The sequence below is a fragment of the Pantoea sp. X-Soil-YNGN-775 genome, assembly GCF_059730575.1.
Map to the genome: position 1 here is coordinate 3,258,413 of NZ_AP035945.1, position 21,025 is coordinate 3,279,437.

Below are 21,025 nucleotides of genomic sequence, written 5' to 3' on the forward strand. Positions count from 1 at the left end.
CCTGCACAGCGACTTAGCCCATCGCTTCTGTTTTTCTGAACAGCACCATGGATTCGAGATGACGGGTATGAGGAAACATATCCAGCATCGCGACCCTTTCCAATTGGTAACCCGCTGACAGCAATGTCTGGCTGTCACGCGCGAGTGTGGTGGGATTACACGAAACATAGACCACGCGTTCTGGTGCAAGTTTAACCACATGCGCCATAACGCCAGCAGCCCCGGCACGTGCCGGATCGAGTAATACCTTGTTAAATCCCTGTGCCGCCCACGGCTGGCGCGACACATCCTCTTCCAGGTTATGCTGGAAAAAGCGAACATTTTTAAGATTATTCAGCTCAGCATTATACGCTGCCTGCCGCACTAATGCTGCAATGCCCTCCACACCAACGACATTTTGTACGAAGATTCCGATAGGAAGTGTGAAGTTTCCCATACCGCAAAACAGGTCCAGCACCTGGTCTTCCGGCTGCAGATCGAGCCAGCTTATCGCCTGCGCCACCATCTGCTGGTTCACCGCATCATTAACCTGAATAAAATCCTGTGGACTGAAGGTTAGCTTAAGTTGATGAGAGTGATAAAACGGCTTCGCTTCGGTTAACGGCGTTAATGTCTCATCGCCCGCATCCAGTAACAGCATCAGCTGATGCTTATGCGAAAACTGTTCCAGCTTTTCACGGTCTTCCGCCTGCAGCGCATCAAGATGGCGCAGGATCATCAGCGGGCCGTTGTCTGCCAGCACCAGCTCAACATGGCCGAGACGCCTGACGGCGCGTAAGCCACTCAGGCACTGACGCAGCGGCGTGATCAATGCCTCAAGTTCGGGCATCAAAATGGGGCATTGCTGAATATCGACCAGATCGTTGCTTGCCTCCTGACGGAATCCCATCTGCAGGCGCTGCTGCTTGTTATGCCACTGCAGGCCCAGCCGGGCGCGACGGCGATAGCCCCAGGGCTCAGCGGCAATCACCTCATCCACCGCCACCGGCTGCTGTGCCGCCTGGCTCAGCATCCGGCTTAGCGCCTGGGCTTTGCTCTGCTGCTGCAGTGCCACGTCCACATGCTGCTGCTGGCAGCCGCCGCAACGCTGAAAATGCGGGCAGCGCGGCGTGACGCGTGCCGGACTGGTGTTTAACAGCCGCGTCACTTTCGCTCGGGCAAATTGCCGTTTATCCTCTGTCAGCGTGATTTCTGCCTGTTCGCCAGGCAGCGCACCGCTGACAAAAATGGTTTTGCCTTGATGACGCGCCACGCCCTGCCCGAACGGATCAAGCTGTTCAATGGTGACGGTAAGGCGTTGTTGCGTCGCCACGCGCTGTTTTGCAGCGTAAAATTGCGCCATAGTGTTGTTAATTCTCTTTCTCTAAAAACGATGTGCACAGCTTTGTCGACGGATGCACAAGGACGTTAAGCCGGAGTAGCCAGGCGACTATTATGACCAAATACAGCCTGCGGGCGCGAATGATGATTTTAATCCTGGCACCCACGCTGATGGTTGGCCTGCTGCTCAGCTCATTTTTTGTGGTGCATCGCTACAACGAACTGCAACGGCAGGTGATGGATGCCGGCGCCAACATCATCGAACCGCTGGCGATCTCCAGCGAATACAGCATGACCTGGCATAATCGCGATGCGATGCGCGAACTGGTCAGCCTGCTGCACCGTCGCCACTCCGGTATTGTCCGGGCGATTTCGGTGTTCGACAACCATAACCAGCTCTACGTTACCTCCAACCACAAGCAGAACCTCAGCCTGCTGCAGCAGGATGATATCCGCGCCCTGCCGGATGATGTCTCCATGGAACGGCACGGCAGCCTGCTGATTCTGCGAACCCCGATTACCACCGAACGCTATGACGTGGATGAGTTGCCGGATGAAGATGCCAAACCGGCGGGCAATCCGCTGGGCTATGTGGCGATCGAGCTGGATCTGCAGTCGGTGCGGCTGCAGCAGTACAAAGAGGTGTTTGTCGCCACGCTGATGCTGCTGTTCTGTCTCTGTATTGCGATGCTGTTCGCCTATCGCCTGATGCGCGACGTCACCGGCCCGATCCGCAATATGGTCACCACCGTGGACCGGATTCGTCGCGGTCAGCTCGACAGCCGGGTTGAAGGCTACATGCTGGGTGAGCTGAGCATTCTGAAAAACGGCATCAACGCGATGGCGATGTCGCTTACCGCCTACCACGAAGAGATGCAGCATAATATCGATCAGGCGACCTACGACCTGCGCGAGACGCTGGAACAGCTGGAGATCCAGAACGTTGAGCTGGACCTGGCGAAAAAACGGGCGCAGGAAGCCGCCCGCATCAAGTCAGAGTTTTTAGCCAATATGTCGCATGAACTGCGCACGCCGCTGAATGGCGTGCTCGGTTTTACCCGTCAGATGCTTAAGACCCAGCTGCGCGCCACCCAGCGCGATTACATGCAGACCATTGAGCGCTCGGCCAATAACCTGCTCAGTATTATCAACGACGTACTCGACTTTTCGAAGCTGGAAGCGGGCAAGCTGATGCTGGAAGCAATTCCCTTCCCGCTGCGCGCCACGCTGGATGAAACGCTGGTGCTGCTGGCTCCGTCGGCCCATGACAAAGGTCTGGAGCTGACGGTGGTGTGCGACAGCAGCGTACCGGATAACGTGATTGGCGATGCGCTGCGCCTGCAGCAGATCCTGATCAACCTGATTGGCAACGCGATTAAATTCACCGAAAAAGGCATCATTGGCCTGCGCGTCGGGCAGCGGGTGATCACCCATACCCGGGTCGAGCTGGAAATTCAGGTCGAGGATACCGGCATCGGCATCTCTGAACAGCAGCAGACTCAACTGTTCCAGGCCTTTCGTCAGGCTGATGCCAGCATTTCACGCCGCCACGGCGGCACCGGGCTGGGACTGGTGATTACCCAGAAACTGGTGCGGGAGATGGGCGGGGAAATCACCTTCAGCAGCCAGCCCGATCACGGCTCCACCTTCGTGATTCGGGTGCAGCTGGATCTCAATCCGAATGCGCCAGGTATGCCGCGGGTGCTGGAGGCGCTGTCGCATGCGCGTATCGCCTATGTGGAAGCCAACCCCAGCGTAGCCCGGGCGGCGCTGGAGATGTTAAGCGCCACGCCGCTGCAGATCGATTACAGCGAGACGCTGGAGGGATTAAGCGAGCCGCACTATCCGCTGCTGCTGATGGCGATGCCGGTCAATATCAGCCAGCATCAGTTACTGGCGGAAAGCCAGATTAATGCCCTGCTGGATCGGGCCGATCATGTGCTGATGGCGCTGCCCAGCCCAATGATGCTGCTGGCCGATGAGCTGAAGGTGCGCGGCATTGATAGCTGTGTCGCTAAACCCATTTCCCTCACCCGCCTGCTGCCGATGTTGCTGGACCTGCACACCCGCCAGACCAGTGAACTGCCGCTTTCGCCGCGCCTGCCGTTAACGGTGATGGCGGTGGATGACAATCCGGCCAACCTCAAGCTGATCGGTGCCTTACTTGAGGAGCAGGTACAGCGTATCGTGCTGTGCAACAGCGCCGAACACGCAATTCGCGAAGCCCGTCAGCAGGCCCTAGATGTGATCCTGATGGATATCCAGATGCCTGATATTGACGGAATTCGCGCCAGCGAAATCATCCGTGGCCTGCCACATCATGCCAGTACGCCGATTGTCGCGGTCACCGCCCATGCAATTGACGGCGAGCGCGAACAGCTGATTAAAGCGGGGATGAATGACTATCTGGCGAAACCGATTGATGAAAGTAAGCTGAGCCAGCTGCTGGCGCGCTACACGCCGCCGCCTGCCGCCGCTGTACCGGAACTGCCGCACATTCTGCCGACGCTCGACTGGCAGCTGGCGCTGCGACAGGCGGCCAGCAAGCCGGAGCTGGCGCGCGATCTGCTGCGGATGCTGCTTGAGTTTTTACCAGAGGTCCACGCAAAAATCGCGCAGTTTATGGCCAGCAATGAGGTGAGCGCGCTACGTGAGATCATTCACAAGCTGCACGGCAGCGCCAGCTACAGCGGCGTGCCACGCATGAAGCAACTTTGTCATCAGCTGGAGCGCGAGCTGCATCAGGCCAGCGACATTGCTGCGCTGGAACCTGAGCTGCTGGAGTTGCAGGATGAGATGGAGAATGTCGCCAGAGAAGCCCGGCGGATACTGGGCGTTGAATAACCAGCAATACCGGCATGGCGTCGCCCTGCTGCTGCACCGATTGGTTATTCAGCCTGCATCCGCCAGCGCGCGCCAGCAGCCATGCCGACGCGCGGGCTTGCCCGGACAGATTAGCGGAAACCGGCCAGTTTCAGCGTCGCCGCGACGTTACGCGCGGTCAGCTGGACGTTCCTGCCGGCGCTGGCCAGCGCCTCGTCCAGTGAACAGATGCTGTAGAGCACGCTGAACACCGCATCAATACCGTGCTGATGCACCACGCCGACATCTGCCGTCAGGCTGCCAGCGATGCCGATCACCGGCTTATTGAAGCGCTTTGCCACGCTGGCAACGCCAATCGGCACCTTGCCATTAATACTCTGGCTGTCGATGCGCCCTTCACCGGTAATCACCAGATCGGCATCCTTAACCTGTTCCGCCAGCCCCAGCGCTTCGGTAACAATCTCAATACCGCGCCGGAGATCGGCCTGGCAAAACGCATGCAGCGCCGCGCCCATACCGCCTGCCGCGCCACCGCCGGGAATATGCAGCACATCAATATCCAGATCGCGGTGAATAATCGCCGCGTAGTGGGCCAGCGCCTGGTCAAGCTGCTCTACCAGCGCCGGCGTCGCCCCTTTTTGCGGGCCGAAAATCGCCGAAGCGCCCTCTTTACCGGTCAACGGATTAGTCACATCACAGGCCACCTCGATCCGGCACTGTGCAATGCGGCTATCCAGCTGGCTGATATCAATCGAGGCGAGATCGGGCAATGCGCCGCCGCCATAACCGATTTCACTGCCCTGGGCGTTCAGCAGCCGGGCACCAAGCGCCTGCATCATGCCCGATCCGCCGTCATTGGTGGCGCTGCCGCCGATGCCGATGATGATATGTCCGACGCCCTTATCCAGCGCGTTTTTAATCAGTTCGCCGGTGCCAAAGGAGGTCGTCACGCGCGGATCGCGCTGCGCGGCGGGCACCCGTTCGAGGCCACTGGCGGCCGCCATTTCGATATAGGCGGTGCGCTCGTCACCGGACAAACCATAAAAAGCGTCGACCTGCGCGCCAAGCGGCCCGGTAACCTTTAACCTGACGATTTTTCCCTTCGTCGCCGCCACCATCGCTTCTACCGTGCCTTCGCCTCCGTCGGCGACCGGTATTTTCACATAGTGCGCATCGGGAAAAATTTCACGGAAACCCGTTTCTATTGCCGATGCCACATCCAGGGCGGATAAACTCTCTTTATATGAATCCGGTGCGATTACGATTTTCATAGGCAATCCGAGCGCTGTTAAGTGATTGAAATGCGCTGAAACCAGTCCGGCATCCGCAGACGCCGGCTCCGGGTTTTAGCGGGCGATTTCAACCTTCGCTAACTTCTCATAATAGCAGGCAAGCGCACTGTGGTCGGCTGAACCCTGACCATCATTACGCAGTGCCTGCATCATCTCCATCACCGCCGCCGTCAGCGGCAGATGCGCGCCGATGCCGTGTGAGGTATCCAGCGCATTCGCCAGATCTTTGATGTGCAGATCAATACGGAAGCCAGGTTTGAAATTGCGATCCATCACCATCGGTGCTTTAGCATCCAGCACGGTACTGCCCGCCAGGCCGCCACGAATCGCCTGATAAACCAGATCCGGATTTACCCCCGCCTTGGTTGCCAGCGATAACGCCTCTGACATTGCAGCAATATTCAGCGCCACAATCACCTGGTTCGCCAGCTTGGTGACGTTGCCCGCGCCGATGTCACCGGTATGAACCACCGATGCCGCCATCGCTTTCATGATGTCATAGCAGTGATCGAAGACCGCTTTGTCGCCGCCGACCATCACTGACAGCGTGCCTTCGATCGCTTTGGGTTCGCCACCGCTGACCGGCGCATCCAGCATTTTGATCTGCTTTGCCGCCAGCGCATCATGGACTTCACGGCTGGCAAGCGGGGCGATTGAACTCATGTCGATGACAATCAAGCCCGGTTTTGCCCCGGCGATAATGCCCTCTTCGCCGAGACAGACATCTTTAACCTGTGGCGAGTTAGGCACCATGGTGATCACGATGTCGCACTGCTCAGCCAGCGCTTTCGGTGATTTCGCCACGGTCGCGCCCAGCTCAACCAGTTCCGCTTCGTTCTCAGAATGATGGTCACGCACCACCAGCGAATAACCGGCTTTCACCAGGTTTTTACTCATTGGTTTGCCCATGATGCCCAGGCCGATAAATCCGATTTTCATTGCGTTTCCTCTTGATTGATTAGCGCTTAAATTTGTCGCAAAGCGCCTGCGTGGCGTTGCGGAACACACCGAGATCGCTGCCGACCGCCACAAAGGTCGCGCCCCATTCCAGGTAGCGGCGCGCATCGGCTTCCACCGGTGCCAGAATGCCGCTGGGTTTGCCAGCGGCTTTGGCGCGTTCGAAGATGTGTTTAATCACTTTCAGCACCTCAGGGTGTGCTGGCTGACCGAGATAACCAAGGGCGGCGGAGAGATCGCCCGGGCCGACGAAGATGCCGTCAACCCCGTCTACCGCCGCGATGGCGTCGATGTTGTCCACCGCCTGCTGGGTTTCAATCTGCACCAGTACGGTGATGTTGTCGTTGATGCTGCTGTTGTAGTCCGGCAGGGTGCCGTACATGTTGCTGCGATGCGACACCGACACGCCGCGAATGCCGGCGGGAGGATAGCGGGTTGATGCCACCGCGCGCAGCGCTTCCTCTTCCGTCTCAACAAACGGCACCAGGAAGTTACTGAAGCCGATGTCGAGCAGCCGCTTGATGATCACCGGCTCATTGCAGGGCGGACGCACCACCGGCGCACTGTGACTGCCCTTCAGCGCCATCAGCTGCGGCACAAAAGTTGTGATGTCGTTTGGCGCGTGTTCGCCATCCAGTACCAGCCAGTCAAAACCGGCCAGGCCTAAAATCTCGGTAGAAATCGGGCTGGCAAGCGCACACCAGCTGCCGATCAGGGTTTCACCCGCTAATAAACGACGACGAAATCCATTCGGCCAGGCTGCATTACTCATGGTTAACTCCTGTGGCGGTGGCTCCCCGCGGGGAGCCGAAAAGATTAACGTACCAGGCAGGGACGCTTATTGTCGTAGGTCCAGCCCGGCACCAGAAATTGCATTGCCTGAGCATCATCGCGTGCGCCAAGCCCCTGCTTCTGATACAGCGCATTGGCCTGCATCACCTGATCCATATCCAGCTCAACGCCGAGACCCGGTTTCTGCGGAACCTGTACCATGCCGCCTTTAATCTGGAACGGCTCTTTGGTCAGGCGCTGATTGCCCTCCTGCCAGATCCAGTGGGTATCAATGGCGGTGATTGCGCCCGGCGCGGCGGCGGCAACGTGGGTAAACATCGCCAGCGAAATGTCGAAGTGGTTATTTGAGTGCGAACCCCAGGTCAGACCAAAGTCGTGGCACATCTGCGCGACCCGCACCGAGCCCTGCATGGTCCAGAAATGCGGGTCGGCCAGCGGAATATCGACCGACTGCAATGACAGCGTGTGCCCCATCTGCCGCCAGTCGGTGGCGATCATATTGGTGGCGGTCGGCATACCGGTAGCACGACGGAACTCCGCCATCACTTCCCGGCCGGAGTAGCCCTGCTCCGCGCCACAGGGATCTTCCGCGTAAGCCAGCACATCTTTCAGCTGCTTACCCAGCATGATCGCTTCGTTAAGCGACCAGGCACCGTTAGGATCGAGGGTAATACGCGCCTCGGGAAAGCGCTTCGCCAGCGCGGTAACCGCTTCGGCTTCTTCGCCACCGCGCAGGACGCCGCCCTTCAGTTTGAAATCGTTGAAGCCATATTTTTCGTAAGCCGCTTCCGCCAGCCGCACCACCGTCTCCGGGGTTAACGCCTCTTCATGGCGCAGGCGATACCAGTCACAGGGATCGTTCTGCTGGCTCTGATATGGCAGGGAGGTTTTGCGACGGTCGCCGACATAGAACAGGTAGCCGAGCATCTCAACCCGATCGCGCTGCTGTCCGTCACCCAGCAGCGAGGCGACGTTAACCCCCAGATGCTGACCCAGCAGGTCGAGCAGCGCCGCTTCAATGCCGGTCACCACATGAATAGTGGTGCGCAGATCAAACGTCTGGGTGCCGCGTCCGCTGGCATCGCGATCGGCAAAGGTGCTGCGTACCAGGCTGAGAATATTTTTGTACTCGCCCACGGTTTTGCCGATCACCAGCGAAGCCGCATCTTCCAGCGTCTGGCGGATTTTTTCGCCGCCCGGGATCTCGCCAACGCCGGTATGGCCAGCGTTATCCTTGATAATCACAATGTTGCGGGTAAAGAACGGCGAGTGCGCGCCGCTGAGGTTAAGCAGCATGCTGTCGTGGCCGGCAACCGGAATAACCTGCATGGCAGTAACTTTCGGTGTTGAACTCATCTCCTGCTCCTTATGCTGTTGCGCGGCCAAATGCCGGGCGCTTACGGTCGAATGTCCAACCGGGAATCAGATATTGCATCGCTGTGGCGTCATTGCGGGCGCCCGCAGGCAGTGACTGGAAAAGCTGATGGGCCTGATGCACGCGATCCCAGTCGAGCTCGACGCCGAGGCCTGGCGCGTCCGGCACCGTGATTTTGCCGTTGCGGATTTGAAGGGGATTTTTGGTCAGGCGCTGATCGCCCTCCTGCCAGATCCAGTGGGTATCAATGGCGGTCGGATTGCCCGGTGCCGCAGCGCCTACATGGGTAAACATCGCCAGCGAAATGTCGAAGTGGTTATTAGAATGACAGCCCCACGTCAGGCCCCATTCATCGCACAGCTGCGCCACCCGCACCGCACCGCTCAGCGTCCAGAAGTGTGGATCGGCTAACGGAATATCGACCGCGTTGAGCATCACCGCGTGGTTCATCTCGCGCCAGTTGGTGGCGATCATGTTGGTGGCGACCGGTAAGCCGGTGGCGCGCCGGAACTCCGCCATCACCTCGCGCCCTGAGTAGCCCTGCTCCGCACCGCAGGGATCTTCGGCGTAGCTCAGCACCTCCGCCATGCCTTTGCACAGGGCGATGGCTTCATCCAGAAGCCAGGCGCCGTTGGGATCAACCGTAATACGCGCATCCGGGAAGCGCTGCTTCAGCGCCGCGGCGGTCGCGATCTCCTGTTCGCCTGGCAGCACGCCGCCTTTGAGTTTGAAATCTTTAAAGCCATATTTGTCCTGCGCCGCCTCTGCCAGTCGTACTACCGCCTCGCTACTCAGTGCTTCCTGATGACGCAGGTGATACCACTCATGGCTGGCCTGTTCACCACTCAGGTAAGGCAGATCGGTCTTGCGACGGTCGCCGAGGTAGAACAGATAGCCCAGCACCGTAACTTCATCACGCTGCTTGCCGGGACCGAGTAACTCCGCCACCGGTACGCCGAGGCACTGGCCCAGCAGATCGAGCAGCGCCGCTTCCAGCGCCGCCACCGCATTGACCCGCAGCTCAAAGGTCCAGGCCCCGTTACCGAAAGTGGTAAAGTCAGCCGACTGGTTGCCCTTGTGCACCTGCTGCACCAGCCGGTTCATCCGGGCAATCTGCTGGCCTTTGACCTGCGGAATCGCCTCAACCAGCGTCTGATAGATGGTATCGCCGCCTGGCGCTTCACCAACGCCGGTATGGCCGGCGCTGTCGGTGAGCACCACGATGTTACGGGTGAAGCAGGCATTGTGTGCTCCGCCGATGTTAAGCAGCATGCTGTCATAACCGGCGACCGGGATAACCTGCATCTCTGTGATTACCGGTGAACTTTGCGTATGCATGTTGCGTCCTCTTATGGCCGGGTTTTCAGTTCGACACGTTTGATATCACCGGCAATCACCAGGAAGCTGAATGCGGCCATAAAGGCGTGAATACCCACATAGATCAGCGCACCTTCGAAGGATCCGCTGGTGGCGATGATGTAACCGATGGCGATCGGCGTCACAATGCCAGAGAGGTTACCGAACATGTTGAACAGACCGCCGCTCAGGCCACTGATCTCTTTCGGTGCAGTATCTGCCATCACCGCCCAGCCCAGTGCGCCAATCCCTTTACCAAAGAACGCCAGCGCCATGAAGAACACCACCACCCATTCGGTTTCGGTGTAGTTACACATCACCATCGAAATGGAGAGCAGCATGCCGAGCACTATCGGCGTTTTACGGGCGATATTCAGCGAGCCGGTTTTGCGCATCAGCCAGTCAGAGATTACCCCGCCCAGTACGCCACCAAGGAAGCCGCACACCGCCGGAATCGAGGCAATAAAGCCCGCTTTCAGAATCGACATGCCGCGTGCCTGGACCAGATAGACCGGGAACCAGGTAATAAAAAAGTAGGTTAAGGCGTTAACGCAGTATTGACCGAGATAGATGCCTAACATCATGCGTGAAGTCAGCAGCTGTTTGATCTGGAACCACTTCTCGTTCCAGCTCACTTTACGGCTCTCCTTTTTAACATCCATATTGATCAGCGCACCGCCCTGCTCCATATACTCCAGCTCGGCTTTATTCACGCCGGGATGATCGGTAGGGTCGTGGATGACTTTCAGCCAGATAAAGCTGAGGATGATGCCGAGGCCGCCCATGAACCAGAACACGTGCGCCCAGCCCACTGAAGAGACCAGCCAGCCCATGATCGGTGCGAAGATGACGGTGGCGAAGTATTGCGCCGAGTTGAAGATCGCTACTGCGGTGCCGCGCTCCTGCGCCGGGAACCAGGCCGCAACGATGCGGCTGTTACCAGGAAAGGATGGCGCTTCGGCCAGCCCTACCAGGAAACGCAGGATGAACAGCGACATGATGATACCGAAGCCGCTGAACAGATCGACGAAGCCCTGCAGAAAAGTAAACAGCGACCAGGTAAAAATGCTCCAGAAATAGACCCGTTTTGAGCCGAAGCGGTCAAGCAGCCAGCCACCCGGAATCTGACCAATAACGTAAGCCCATGAGAAGGCAGAGAAGATGTAGCCCAGTCCGACTGAATCGAGGCCAATATCTTTGGACATCGCTGAACCGGCAATCGAAATGGTTGCGCGGTCGCCGTAGTTGAATGAGGTGACAATAAATAACATCACCACAATCCAGTAACGGGCGTTGGTGCGCTTCTGCACCGCTTCCGCTGTCTGGCTGAAACTATTCATGATGCACTCCTGAAATATAGCGTGAGCTACATTCGCTCTGACTGCATACACATCGCGTTGGGTATCAGAGAGAAATAAGGTTAAACACGGCGATCTTTTTTTTTGGCAAATCTTTATTACCCTTTTGCCGTTTCAGCGGCAGCCTGCCGGTTAACAGCCCTCATCAGCGCAGGCGGATAAGGCCGGTGCGGCAGGCAACAAATGGGTAAAGCGTCGTGACGGATAACCTGATCTGGTTAACGAAAATCAGTATAAGAACAGCCCGCAGCGATGACATTGGAGCATCGCCCTGGAATGGAATCGATGTTTACGGGATTATTTGGCATTTGCACAGAATCCTGCGGCATGGCTCACGGAACCTGTAAATATCGGTCGTTTAACCAGCCAGAAAGCCGGTTTCCCACGCTGTTTGTGAGGGTCTTCACTTGCTTTTGGTTAATCGACCCAAAACGTGGCTATAAATCTTTTCAAAGCCGGTCAATTGCACAATGTACAGCCCACAGCGCCTCCTTATACTGAAGCTGGCAAATAGTGAGCGACTGACGGGTAACAACACGACAACAACGCACCGCACAAGTACGGTACGACAGACGGGAAGGTGAGCGATGACCCCTACAACAACTGAACAACCGCTCTATATCAAAGTCCATGAGCACGATAATGTCGCGATTGTGGTCAACAGCCTCGGACTGCCAGCCGGCACCCGCTTTGCTGATGGCCTGACGCTGACTGAGCATGTGCCGCAAGGGCATAAAGTTGCGCTCAACGCGATCGCGCAGGGCGCAGCAATCGTGCGCTACGGCGAAATCATTGGTTATGCGCTGCGCGACATTGCCGAGGGCAGCTGGATTGATGAGTCGCTGGTGACGCTGCCAGAAGCGCCGCCGCTGGCCAGCCTGCCGCTGGCGACTCAGGTCCCTGCTGAACTGCCTGCGCTGGAAGGCTATACCTTTGAAGGCTATCGCAACGCCGATGGCAGCGTCGGAACGCGTAACCTGCTCGGCATCACCACCAGCGTGCACTGCGTGGCGGGCGTGGTAGATCATGTTGTGCAATTGATTGAGCGTGATTTACTGCCGCGCTATCCCAACGTCGATGGCGTTGTCGCCCTGAATCATCTTTATGGCTGCGGCGTGGCGATCAATGCGCCGGCGGCAGTGGTGCCAATTCGCACCATCCACAACCTGGCGCTGAATGCTAATTTCGGCGGCGAAGTGATGATTGTCAGTCTGGGCTGCGAAAAATTACAGCCGGAAAGGCTGCTGACCGGCACGCCAGACGTACAGCCAATCTCGCTGGAAGAGCATGACATTGTGCGTCTGCAGGATGAGAAGCTGGTGGGATTCGGCGCCATGGTTGACGAAATTTTGCAGGTCGCCGAGCGTCACCTTAAGCGGCTTAATCAGCGCCAGCGTGAAACCTGTCCCGCCTCAGAGCTGATCGTCGGTATGCAGTGTGGCGGCAGCGATGCCTTCTCTGGCGTAACCGCCAATCCCGCCGTGGGTTTCGCCTCCGATCTGCTGGTGCGCTGTGGCGCCACCGTGATGTTCTCTGAAGTCACGGAGGTCCGTGATGCGATTCATCTGCTGACGCCGCGAGTGATTAATGAGGAGGTTGGTAAGCGCTTACTGGAGGAGATGGCCTGGTATGACGACTATCTCAATCAGGGTCAGACTGACCGCAGCGCTAACCCTTCGCCCGGCAATAAAAAAGGCGGGCTGGCCAACGTGGTGGAAAAAGCGCTCGGCTCCATTGCGAAATCGGGCCGCAGCGCGATTGCAGAAGTGCTGTCACCGGGACAGCGCCCTACCCGTCGCGGATTAATCTACGCCGCCACCCCCGCCAGTGATTTCGTCTGCGGTACCCAACAGATGGCCTCCGGCATTACCCTGCAGGTGTTTACCACCGGGCGCGGTACGCCTTACGGGCTGGCGGCCATTCCGGTGATCAAGATGGCAACGCGTAATGCGCTGGCCGAGCGCTGGCACGATCTGATGGATATTAATGCCGGGACTATTGCAACCGGCGAGGAGAGTATTGAGCAGGTGGGCTGGCGACTGTTTGAGTTGATTCTGGATATTGCCAGCGGCCGCAAACAGACCTGGTCAGATCGCTGGGGAATACGTAACCAGCTGGCGGTATTTAACCCGGCACCGATTACCTGATCCCAGGCTGCGCCCGGATGGCCATGGCGGCTATCCGGGCCGGCTCTTGCCCGCCGTCACGGCGACGGATTGTCGCGACCAACGCTGCGCGCCAAGCCGCGGCGGATTACAGCAGCGTGCCCCAGGCCTCAACCCACGGAGAAGTGACTGCTTCCGGCTCGGGATTTTCACCGGCATCAACCAGCAGGACCTCACCCACGCGCTGCGCACTCTGCTCCTGCAACAGCGCATCAAAGGTTTTGCCCGCGCCACAAAAATGCTCATAGCTGCTGTCACCCAGCGCAATGACGCCATAACGCAGCGTCGGCTGATAACCCAGCTTATCTTTTACCGCGTGGAATAGCCCCGAAATGGTATCGGGAAAATCGCCGTGTCCGGTGGTAGAGGTGACAATCAACGCCACATCGCTGGCATAAGCCTGCCAGTCTGCCAGCGTCGGATCTTCAAACACCGTCACGCTGTGGCCCTGCTGTTGCAGAATCGGCTCTGCCTCTTCCGCCACCAGCAACGCATTGCCGTATACCGTGCCCACAAAAATGCCAATCTTTGCCATCTGCCTTCTCCCTTATTCTGAAACGTTATCCTGTCCTGGCGCCGCCGCAAACTCAACCCGCGGCACCTCAGGAATGCGATCCTGCCAGCCAAACTGTGTCATCAGATTCTGCCAGACACTATCCAGCCCGGCACGGATCAGCAGCGGCTCGCCGGTGACCGGATGGGTCAGCGCCAGGCTGCTGGCATGCAGCATCAGGCGGTTAGCGCCGAAGTGCTGTGCAGCACCACGGTTCTGCCGCAGATCGCCGTGTGCAGAGTCGCCGATGATTGGATGACGCAGGTGCGACATGTGCCGGCGTAGCTGATGTTTGCGACCGCTTTTCGGCGACAGTTCAACCAGGCTATAGCGCGATGTCGCATAGCGGCCAATACCCACCGGCATCTCCACCGTGGCCAGTGACTGATAGTCGGTGACCGCCGGCTGCGCCGTACGTTCTTCAGTGGCATGCTTATCGGCTATTTTGTCCAGCTCTTCTACCAGCGGATAATCCAGCCTGCCGCTGGTTTCCAGCCAGCCGCGTACTACCGCATGGTAGGTTTTTTGCATCTGTTGTTGCTCAAACTGCTGCGACAGCAGCCGTCCGACTTCGCTGGACAATCCCATCAGCAGCACGCCGGAGGTAGGACGATCCAGACGATGCGCGGTAAACACATGCTGACCGATCTGATCGCGCACCGTCTGCATCACAAACACCGTCTCATGCCGATCCAGCCAGCTACGATGCACCAGCCAGCCGCTCGGTTTGTTCACCGCCACCAGCCAGCGGTCCTGATAAATAATTTCCAGCATCAGACCGCCGCATCCTTCAGTAACGCATCAAGCTGACGCAGCGTCAGTAACAGCGGCGCAACACCGGGCTGGTCAGGCACCAGCGCCACTTCATAATAGGGGGCAACAGCGAAGTTTTGCGGCAGTGGATGCCGGGCCGCAATCAGGGCGTGCATTCGGGGAATCAACACCCATTGCAGCCATTGCAGCGGTTCGAGCGTATCAAGGCAAAACGGCTCGCGGCTGTCGAAAGCGCTGGCATCAGGGGGTGTGCTTTGCCAGAGATCGTGCTCACGCAACACCGCTTCAACCTGCTCCAGCCGCTGCGTAATCAATTGTTCGGGCGTCATGCGCCACCTCCAGCGGACAGTAAAAAAACGGGCGGCAAGCATATCACTTGTTGGCGCAGGCACAAAAAAAGGGAGCACTGTAAAAACAGTGCTCCCGGTTCGTTTGCAGCCATCCCGCTACGTTTATGCTCCCTGCTCTTCCATGACAACTTGTCCAGTGCGAACTCCCGTCGCGCATCATCCTGATGAATCCTTAGCCTCCTGGCCCACCGCCTCTTCTGAGGGGCTCTCATTCTCCATCCTGGAGGTGTCCCTTGCTCAATCCTGAGCGGTCCTGTTTCACCCTGAAACCTTCCGTGTGCCGTAAACTCCGTTACGTTCCCGCCTCCTGGCTTATCCTCGTCCTGACGATATCTTTGTCCCCAGCATCCTGCCAGTGCGAGACATTCTGACAGAACTAATTGTGCATACAAGGGACTAAAACCGTAAGTTCGGTCTCTTAGCGAGACAATTTCAGAATAATGCCATTAAGTCGATGATTCACAATATTTTTACATCACGGACGTCCAGATGTCTCAAGTCACATCCGACGATCTCGCACAACGCTTGTAAGAGATATCTCACAAGCAATGCAGGCGATCACTGCAAATCATCAGGTAACCGGCTGTAATGACTTAAGAAATATCTCAAGACTTTCGGCTAAAACCTCACGCTGTTTACGTCCAGGCTGCTCCAGTACCACTTCCCCACTGAGGTTCGATAGCGAGACGATCTCCTGCTCTGAGTCGGTGGTAGCAATAAACAGCGTTGGCGACTGGCGCAGGCGGCGCTGCATCAGCAAATGGCCAATCAGATTCTCCTGCAGTCGCACGAAGTCCTCTTCACTCCACACCTGCAACAGCGTCAGGTTTCGTTGCTGGAAACGGGCCTGCATATCCCCGGCAAACTGGGTGGTATAGAAAGGGGTAATCTGCGGCTGCAACTGGAGGTCGATCGCCCGCTCCACCGCGTCAAGGCTGGGCGGCAGGCTAAAGGGCTGCGGCTGCCACAGAACGCGCTGGTCACGATCTTCCAGCGCACAAGGCGATGGCACGCCATACAGATCGCTGCTGGCTGGCGCATGGCCCGTGTGCTGCTGCCAGTGCTGGCAATAGCGGTTAGTAAAGTCGCGCAGTGCGGCGGCAGTTTGCTGCGTCATTCATATTCTCACTTCTGATAGGTTACACTTAGCCACTTTGATTAATTTTGGTGGTAACCGCAATGACTACTCACGAACAGGATCAGGCCCTCAGCAACCTGACGCTGGGCAAACCCACAGCCTATCACGATCGCTATGACAACAGTTTGTTGCAGGCGGTGCCGCGTAGCCTGAACCGTGAACCGCTCGGCCTGTATCCTGATAGCCTGCCGTTTACCGGCGGTGACATCTGGACCTTATATGAACTGTCGTGGCTTAACAGCAAAGGGCTGCCACAGGTCGCCGTCGGTGAAGTGGTGCTGGATGCGCAAAGCCGCAATCTGATCGAATCGAAAAGCTTTAAGCTCTATCTTAACAGTTTCAACCAGACCCACTTCGCCGACTGGGGCGAAGTACGCCAGACGCTGGAACGCGATCTGAGCGCCTGCGCTGCAGGTGAGGTGCGGGTCGCGCTGTTCCGGCTGAACGAAGTCGAAGGACAGCCGATCGGCCATTTCGACGGCTACTGCATCGATGAGCAGGATATCGCGATTGACGATTACCGCTTCAATGCCGACTACCTGGCCGATGCCACCGGCAGCGAGATCGTCGAAGAGACGCTGGTCAGCCATCTGCTCAAATCGAACTGCCTGATCACCCATCAGCCTGACTGGGGTTCAGTGATGATTCGTTATAAAGGCCCGCGTATCGACCGTGAAGCGCTGCTGCGCTATCTGGTGTCGTTCCGCCAGCACAACGAATTTCACGAACAGTGCGTAGAGCGCATCTTTAATGACCTGCTGCGTTTCTGCCACCCTGAGGCGCTGACGGTTTATGCACGCTATACGCGCCGTGGCGGACTCGATATTAACCCGTGGCGCAGCAATGTGCCCTTCTCGCCCGGCTATTCACGGCTGGTTCGTCAGTAGTTTGCGAGATCTCTCGCAGGCTGTGCGCTGCAGGCGCGGTTCCACTTGAGCTACGCTGGCCGACAAGGCTACTCTGGAGATGGCGGCAATCTGCGGGTTGCCGACCAGGGATTTTCGTCACTGCGATTGCAGTGTCAACTGTCACCCAGGCGGGTGTAAAGGAGTTCATTTGATTACCCATATCAGCCCTCTTGGCTCAATGGATCTGCTCTCGCAGCTGGAAGTCGATATACTGAAACGCACGGCCAGCAGCGACCTGTACCAACTGTTTCGCAACTGCTCGCTGGCGGTGCTGAACTCTGGCAGCCAGACCGACAGCAGCCACGAATTACTCTCCCGCTTTGAGAATTTTGATATCAACGTGCTGCGTCGTGAACGCGGCGTCAAACTGGAGCTGATCAATCCACCGGAAGAGGCGTTTGTTGATGGACGCATCATCCGTTCGCTGCAGGCCAACCTGTTTGCGGTACTGCGCGATATTCTGTTTGTCAGCGGCCAGCTCAACGCTCCAGGCCGTTTAAGCGCAGCCGAAGAGAATGATTCCGCCGCTATCACCAATACCGTCTTTTCAATTCTGCGTAATGCCCGGGCGTTGCACATTGGCGAGTATCCCAACACCGTGGTGTGCTGGGGTGGCCACTCGATCAACGCCGTTGAATATCAGTATTGCCGTAACGTCGGTACCCAGTTGGGGCTGCGTGAACTGAACATCTGTACCGGCTGCGGGCCGGGCGTGATGGAAGCACCGATGAAAGGAGCGGCGGTAGGCCACGCTCAGCAACGCTACCGTGACAGCCGCTTTATTGGCCTGACAGAACCGTCAATCATTGCCGCCGAGCCGCCGAATCCGCTGGTGAATGAGCTGATCATCATGCCGGATATCGAAAAACGTCTTGAAGCTTTTGTCCGCATCGCGCACGGCATCATCATCTTCCCTGGCGGGGTCGGCACCGCAGAAGAGCTGCTCTATCTGCTCGGCATCATGATGAATCCGCACAACAGCGATCAGGTGTTACCGCTGATCCTGACCGGACCGGAAGAGAGTGCTGATTACTTCCGGGTGCTGGATGACTTTATTGTCAGTACGCTGGGCGAGCAGGCGCGCAAGCACTATCAGATCATCATTAACGATGCTGCTGAAGTGGCGCGTCTGATGAAGCAGGCGATGCCGCAGGTTAAAGAGTATCGGCGCGAAACCGGCGACGCCTACAGCTTTAACTGGTCGATTCGTATTGCGCCGGATCTGCAGGTGCCCTTCCTGCCGACCCATGAAAATATGGCCAATCTCAACCTCTACACTAACCAGCCGCCAGAAAAACTGGCCGCCGATTTGCGTCGCGCCTTTTCAGGCATCGTGGCCGGTAACGTGAAAGAGATGGGAATCCGCGAAATCCGCGAGAAAGGACGCTATAAGCTGCATGGCGACGCCGACATCATGCATCGCATGGACGAACTACTACAGGGATTTGTCGCGCAGCAACGTATGAAGCTGCCAGGCACCGTCTACATCCCCTGCTACGAAATCATCAAATAAACCAGGAGGCAGCCGCTGGGCTGCCGATATTCTCATGGCTTTTCATCTTCTTATCGTTGATGCGTTAAACCTGATACGCCGTCTGCATGCAGTACAGGGCTCGCCGTGCGTCGATGGCTGTGTGGCGGCACTGCGTCAACTATTGGGGCATACTCGCCCGTCCCACGTAGTGGCGGTGTTTGATGGTGAAACCCGGCATCAGGGCTGGCGTCACCAGTTATTACCGGATTACAAAAGTGGCCGACCGCCGATGCCGGAAGATTTGCAGGCGGAGATGCCGGCGCTGCAACAGGCTTTTCGCGCCGCAGGCGTCAGCTGCTGGATTGCCGATCAGGATGAGGCGGATGATTTAGCCGCGACGCTGGCGGTAAAAATGGCGCAGGCCGGACATCAGGCCACCATCGTGTCAACGGACAAAGGCTACTGTCAGCTACTGGCGCCGGAAATCCGTATTCGTGACTACTTCCAGAAGCGCTGGCTCGATCTGCCGTTTATTGAAGCTGAATATGGCGTTGCGCCACAACTGTTACCCGATTTCTGGGGTTTGTGTGGCATCAGCAGCAGCAAGATCCCGGGCATTGCCGGTATCGGTCCTAAAAGCGCAAAACAACTGCTGGCAGAGTTTCATTCACTGGACGGCATCTATCAGCAGCTGGATCAGGTGCCGACAAAATGGCGTGACAAATTGGTCAGCGGCCAGCAGATGGCGGAGATCAGCCGCCAGGTGGCCACGCTGAAGCGGGATTTGGTGTTGCAGGGCAACCTGAATACCTTGCGTTACAGCGGCTGAGTGCAGGAACACTCAGCCGATTGATCAGCGTTCGTCGCGACGGCCACCGACCGCCGCCCAGATACGACGAATGTGTACCGTAACTTCTTCGCGATCGTGATAGAGCTGACGCGCCCGGATCTGCGCATTGATGCCGTTCTCATGGAGACGTTCTTCAATCATCGCCAGATTCTGCGTCACCTCTTCGTAACGCTTTTTCATCGGTAACTTGAGGTTGAAAATCGCCTCGCGGCACCAGCCGTTGACCAGCCAGTCGGTCATCAGGTTCGCTACCCGTACCGGTTTCTCAACCATGTCACACACCAGCCAGCTAATGTTGGTGCGCGGCGGGCGGAATTTGAATCCATCAACGCGTTCATGCATCACCTGCCCGGTCTCCATCAGGCTCGGCGCCATCGGACCGTTATCGACCGCATACACCATCATGCTGCGCTGCACCAGTTGGTAGGTCCAGCCGCCCGGGCAGGCACCGAGATCGACGGCATACATGCCGCTGGCCAGACGTTCATCCCATTCGTCCGCCGGAATAAAGACGTGAAACGCCTCTTCCAGCTTAAGGGTTGAACGGCTCGGCGCATCGGACGGGAACTTAAGCCGCGGAATGCCCATATAAAAAGACGAACTGTTTTCCGGTAATGAATAGCCAACGTAACAGGTGCCCGGCGCAATGAAAAATACATGCACCACCGGACGTTTCGGGCTTTCGTAGTTCAGCAGAATTTTGCTTTCGCGCAGTGCGGAACGCAGTGGCACGGTGAACTTGCGGCAGAATTTGGTCAGCTCTTTCGCTTCGTTGGTGTCTGGCACCTCGACGCGCAGTTCACCGCCCTTTTCAACCACGCCGGTCAACATGCCAACGATTGGCGTGATGCGGTCTTCCTGCGGCAGGTCGCGCAGTAGTTCGCCGACCACCAGCATCTGACGCGCAAAGATCAGGTCGTCAAACGGCAATTCCCGTACCAGCCGTTCGGCGTCCTCAAACTGATAACACTCAAACAGCACATAGCCCGAGTCATCTTTTACCCGTGGGAAACCGTAGACTTCGCGTTCAGCAGCCTTCGCACTGATTTCTGCCGCACACTCTTTTTCAAAACCGGGACGGCAATAGAGTAAAACTTTATTCATGGCGTTCTGCCCTTCGTTTAAGACGCAGCGCGCCAATCAACATCAATACCCAACCCGCAAGGAAGCATAATCCTCCCACTGGCGTGATAAAAACCCAAAATTTCAGATGTGACAGCGCCAGACAGTAGAGACTGCCGCTGAACAGTACGGTGCCGAGCGCCATCAGCGCACTGCTCCAGTAAAACCAGATATTGGCGCGGCGTAACATCGCGGCACCCAGCCCCATCACCGCTAAGGTGTGATAAGCCTGATATTCCAGCCCGGTATGAATCCAGGCCATTTCCGCCGGCCCGAGCGATTTACTCAAAACGTGGGCACCAAAAGCACCAAATGCCACCAGCAAAAATCCGCTGATGGCAGCAAAAATAAACATGGCACGACTGGACATGAAACGATCCTCAGAGTGCGTTTGCATCGCAATGCAATTAAATCAAGA

General features: G+C 57.4%; 18 protein-coding genes. 5 read left to right on the forward strand and 13 right to left on the reverse strand.

Going from position 1 to position 21,025, the window contains the following annotated elements; translation table 11 throughout:
* Positions 1-13 precede the first annotated feature (13 nt).
* Positions 14-1,342: a 23S rRNA (uracil(1939)-C(5))-methyltransferase RlmD gene (gene rlmD / locus AC6I8I_RS15150; RefSeq protein ID WP_497820443.1), complete on the reverse strand. Its 1,329-nt coding sequence runs from the start codon at positions 1,340-1,342 to the stop codon at positions 14-16.
* A 92-nt stretch (positions 1,343-1,434) separates the two neighbouring features.
* Here rlmD and barA point away from each other — a divergent pair, with 92 nt between their 5' ends.
* On the forward strand, positions 1,435-4,164 hold the full coding sequence (gene barA, locus AC6I8I_RS15155; protein ID WP_497828022.1) for a two-component sensor histidine kinase BarA: 2,730 nt from the start codon (positions 1,435-1,437) through the stop codon (positions 4,162-4,164).
* 110 nt (positions 4,165-4,274) lie between these two features.
* On the opposite strand, the gene AC6I8I_RS15160 is transcribed toward barA, so the two are convergent.
* The 6 genes from AC6I8I_RS15160 to AC6I8I_RS15185 form a co-directional block, all read right to left on the reverse strand.
* Positions 4,275-5,414, reverse strand: coding sequence for a glycerate kinase (locus tag AC6I8I_RS15160; protein ID WP_497828023.1), 1,140 nt, complete (start codon positions 5,412-5,414; stop codon positions 4,275-4,277).
* Positions 5,415-5,489: 75 nt separating this feature from the next.
* The gene (garR, locus tag AC6I8I_RS15165; RefSeq protein ID WP_497828024.1) at positions 5,490-6,374 is read right to left on the reverse strand and encodes a 2-hydroxy-3-oxopropionate reductase; all 885 of its coding nucleotides are present in this window, start codon (positions 6,372-6,374) and stop codon (positions 5,490-5,492) included.
* A gap of 19 nt (positions 6,375-6,393) precedes the next feature.
* Entirely contained in the window at positions 6,394-7,164 is a 771-nt protein-coding gene (garL, locus tag AC6I8I_RS15170; RefSeq protein WP_031374730.1) for a 2-dehydro-3-deoxyglucarate aldolase, read from the reverse strand.
* Positions 7,165-7,208: 44 nt separating this feature from the next.
* On the reverse strand, positions 7,209-8,540 hold the full coding sequence (gene gudD, locus AC6I8I_RS15175; RefSeq protein ID WP_312056293.1) for a glucarate dehydratase: 1,332 nt from the start codon (positions 8,538-8,540) through the stop codon (positions 7,209-7,211).
* 10 nt (positions 8,541-8,550) lie between these two features.
* On the reverse strand, positions 8,551-9,897 hold the full coding sequence (locus tag AC6I8I_RS15180) for an enolase C-terminal domain-like protein (protein WP_497820447.1): 1,347 nt from the start codon (positions 9,895-9,897) through the stop codon (positions 8,551-8,553).
* Positions 9,898-9,908: 11 nt separating this feature from the next.
* Positions 9,909-11,255 (reverse strand): MFS transporter, encoded by a 1,347-nt coding sequence (locus AC6I8I_RS15185; protein ID WP_312056295.1) that lies wholly within the window; start codon positions 11,253-11,255, stop codon positions 9,909-9,911.
* A 605-nt stretch (positions 11,256-11,860) separates the two neighbouring features.
* Between AC6I8I_RS15185 and garD the strand changes: the two genes are divergently transcribed.
* The gene (garD, locus tag AC6I8I_RS15190) at positions 11,861-13,420 is read left to right on the forward strand and encodes a galactarate dehydratase (RefSeq protein ID WP_497828025.1); all 1,560 of its coding nucleotides are present in this window, start codon (positions 11,861-11,863) and stop codon (positions 13,418-13,420) included.
* Positions 13,421-13,526: 106 nt separating this feature from the next.
* Here the strand turns inward: garD and AC6I8I_RS15195 are convergent, their stop codons facing one another.
* From AC6I8I_RS15195 to syd, 4 genes are all read right to left on the reverse strand, one after another.
* Positions 13,527-13,973, reverse strand: a complete 447-nt coding sequence (locus AC6I8I_RS15195) for a flavodoxin (protein WP_497828026.1) — start codon at positions 13,971-13,973, stop codon at positions 13,527-13,529.
* A 12-nt stretch (positions 13,974-13,985) separates the two neighbouring features.
* On the reverse strand, positions 13,986-14,765 hold the full coding sequence (truC, locus tag AC6I8I_RS15200) for a tRNA pseudouridine(65) synthase TruC (RefSeq protein WP_497828027.1): 780 nt from the start codon (positions 14,763-14,765) through the stop codon (positions 13,986-13,988).
* Positions 14,765-15,094, reverse strand: coding sequence for a YqcC family protein (locus tag AC6I8I_RS15205; RefSeq protein WP_031374723.1), 330 nt, complete (start codon positions 15,092-15,094; stop codon positions 14,765-14,767). Before AC6I8I_RS15205 ends, truC begins: the two co-directional genes overlap by 1 nt.
* A 592-nt stretch (positions 15,095-15,686) precedes the next feature.
* A complete protein-coding gene (syd, locus tag AC6I8I_RS15210; RefSeq protein ID WP_497828028.1) occupies positions 15,687-16,232 on the reverse strand; it encodes a SecY-interacting protein in 546 nt (181 codons plus the stop codon).
* Positions 16,233-16,294: 62 nt separating this feature from the next.
* Here syd and queF point away from each other — a divergent pair, with 62 nt between their 5' ends.
* From queF to xni, 3 genes are all read left to right on the forward strand, one after another.
* Positions 16,295-17,140 (forward strand): NADPH-dependent 7-cyano-7-deazaguanine reductase QueF, encoded by an 846-nt coding sequence (gene queF, locus AC6I8I_RS15215; protein ID WP_497828029.1) that lies wholly within the window; start codon positions 16,295-16,297, stop codon positions 17,138-17,140.
* A 169-nt stretch (positions 17,141-17,309) separates the two neighbouring features.
* Positions 17,310-18,674 (forward strand): nucleotide 5'-monophosphate nucleosidase PpnN, encoded by a 1,365-nt coding sequence (gene ppnN / locus AC6I8I_RS15220; RefSeq protein ID WP_497828030.1) that lies wholly within the window; start codon positions 17,310-17,312, stop codon positions 18,672-18,674.
* 34 nt (positions 18,675-18,708) lie between these two features.
* A complete protein-coding gene (gene xni / locus AC6I8I_RS15225; RefSeq protein ID WP_497828031.1) occupies positions 18,709-19,464 on the forward strand; it encodes a flap endonuclease Xni in 756 nt (251 codons plus the stop codon).
* A gap of 24 nt (positions 19,465-19,488) precedes the next feature.
* Here the strand turns inward: xni and rlmM are convergent, their stop codons facing one another.
* Together rlmM and AC6I8I_RS15235 are read right to left on the reverse strand one after the other, a co-directional pair.
* Positions 19,489-20,589: a 23S rRNA (cytidine(2498)-2'-O)-methyltransferase RlmM gene (gene rlmM, locus AC6I8I_RS15230; protein WP_497828032.1), complete on the reverse strand. Its 1,101-nt coding sequence runs from the start codon at positions 20,587-20,589 to the stop codon at positions 19,489-19,491.
* Complete coding sequence (locus AC6I8I_RS15235; RefSeq protein WP_031374718.1) at positions 20,582-20,977, reverse strand: DUF423 domain-containing protein; 396 nt, start codon at positions 20,975-20,977, stop codon at positions 20,582-20,584. Before AC6I8I_RS15235 ends, rlmM begins: the two co-directional genes overlap by 8 nt.
* Between the last annotated feature and the right edge of the window lie 48 nt (positions 20,978-21,025).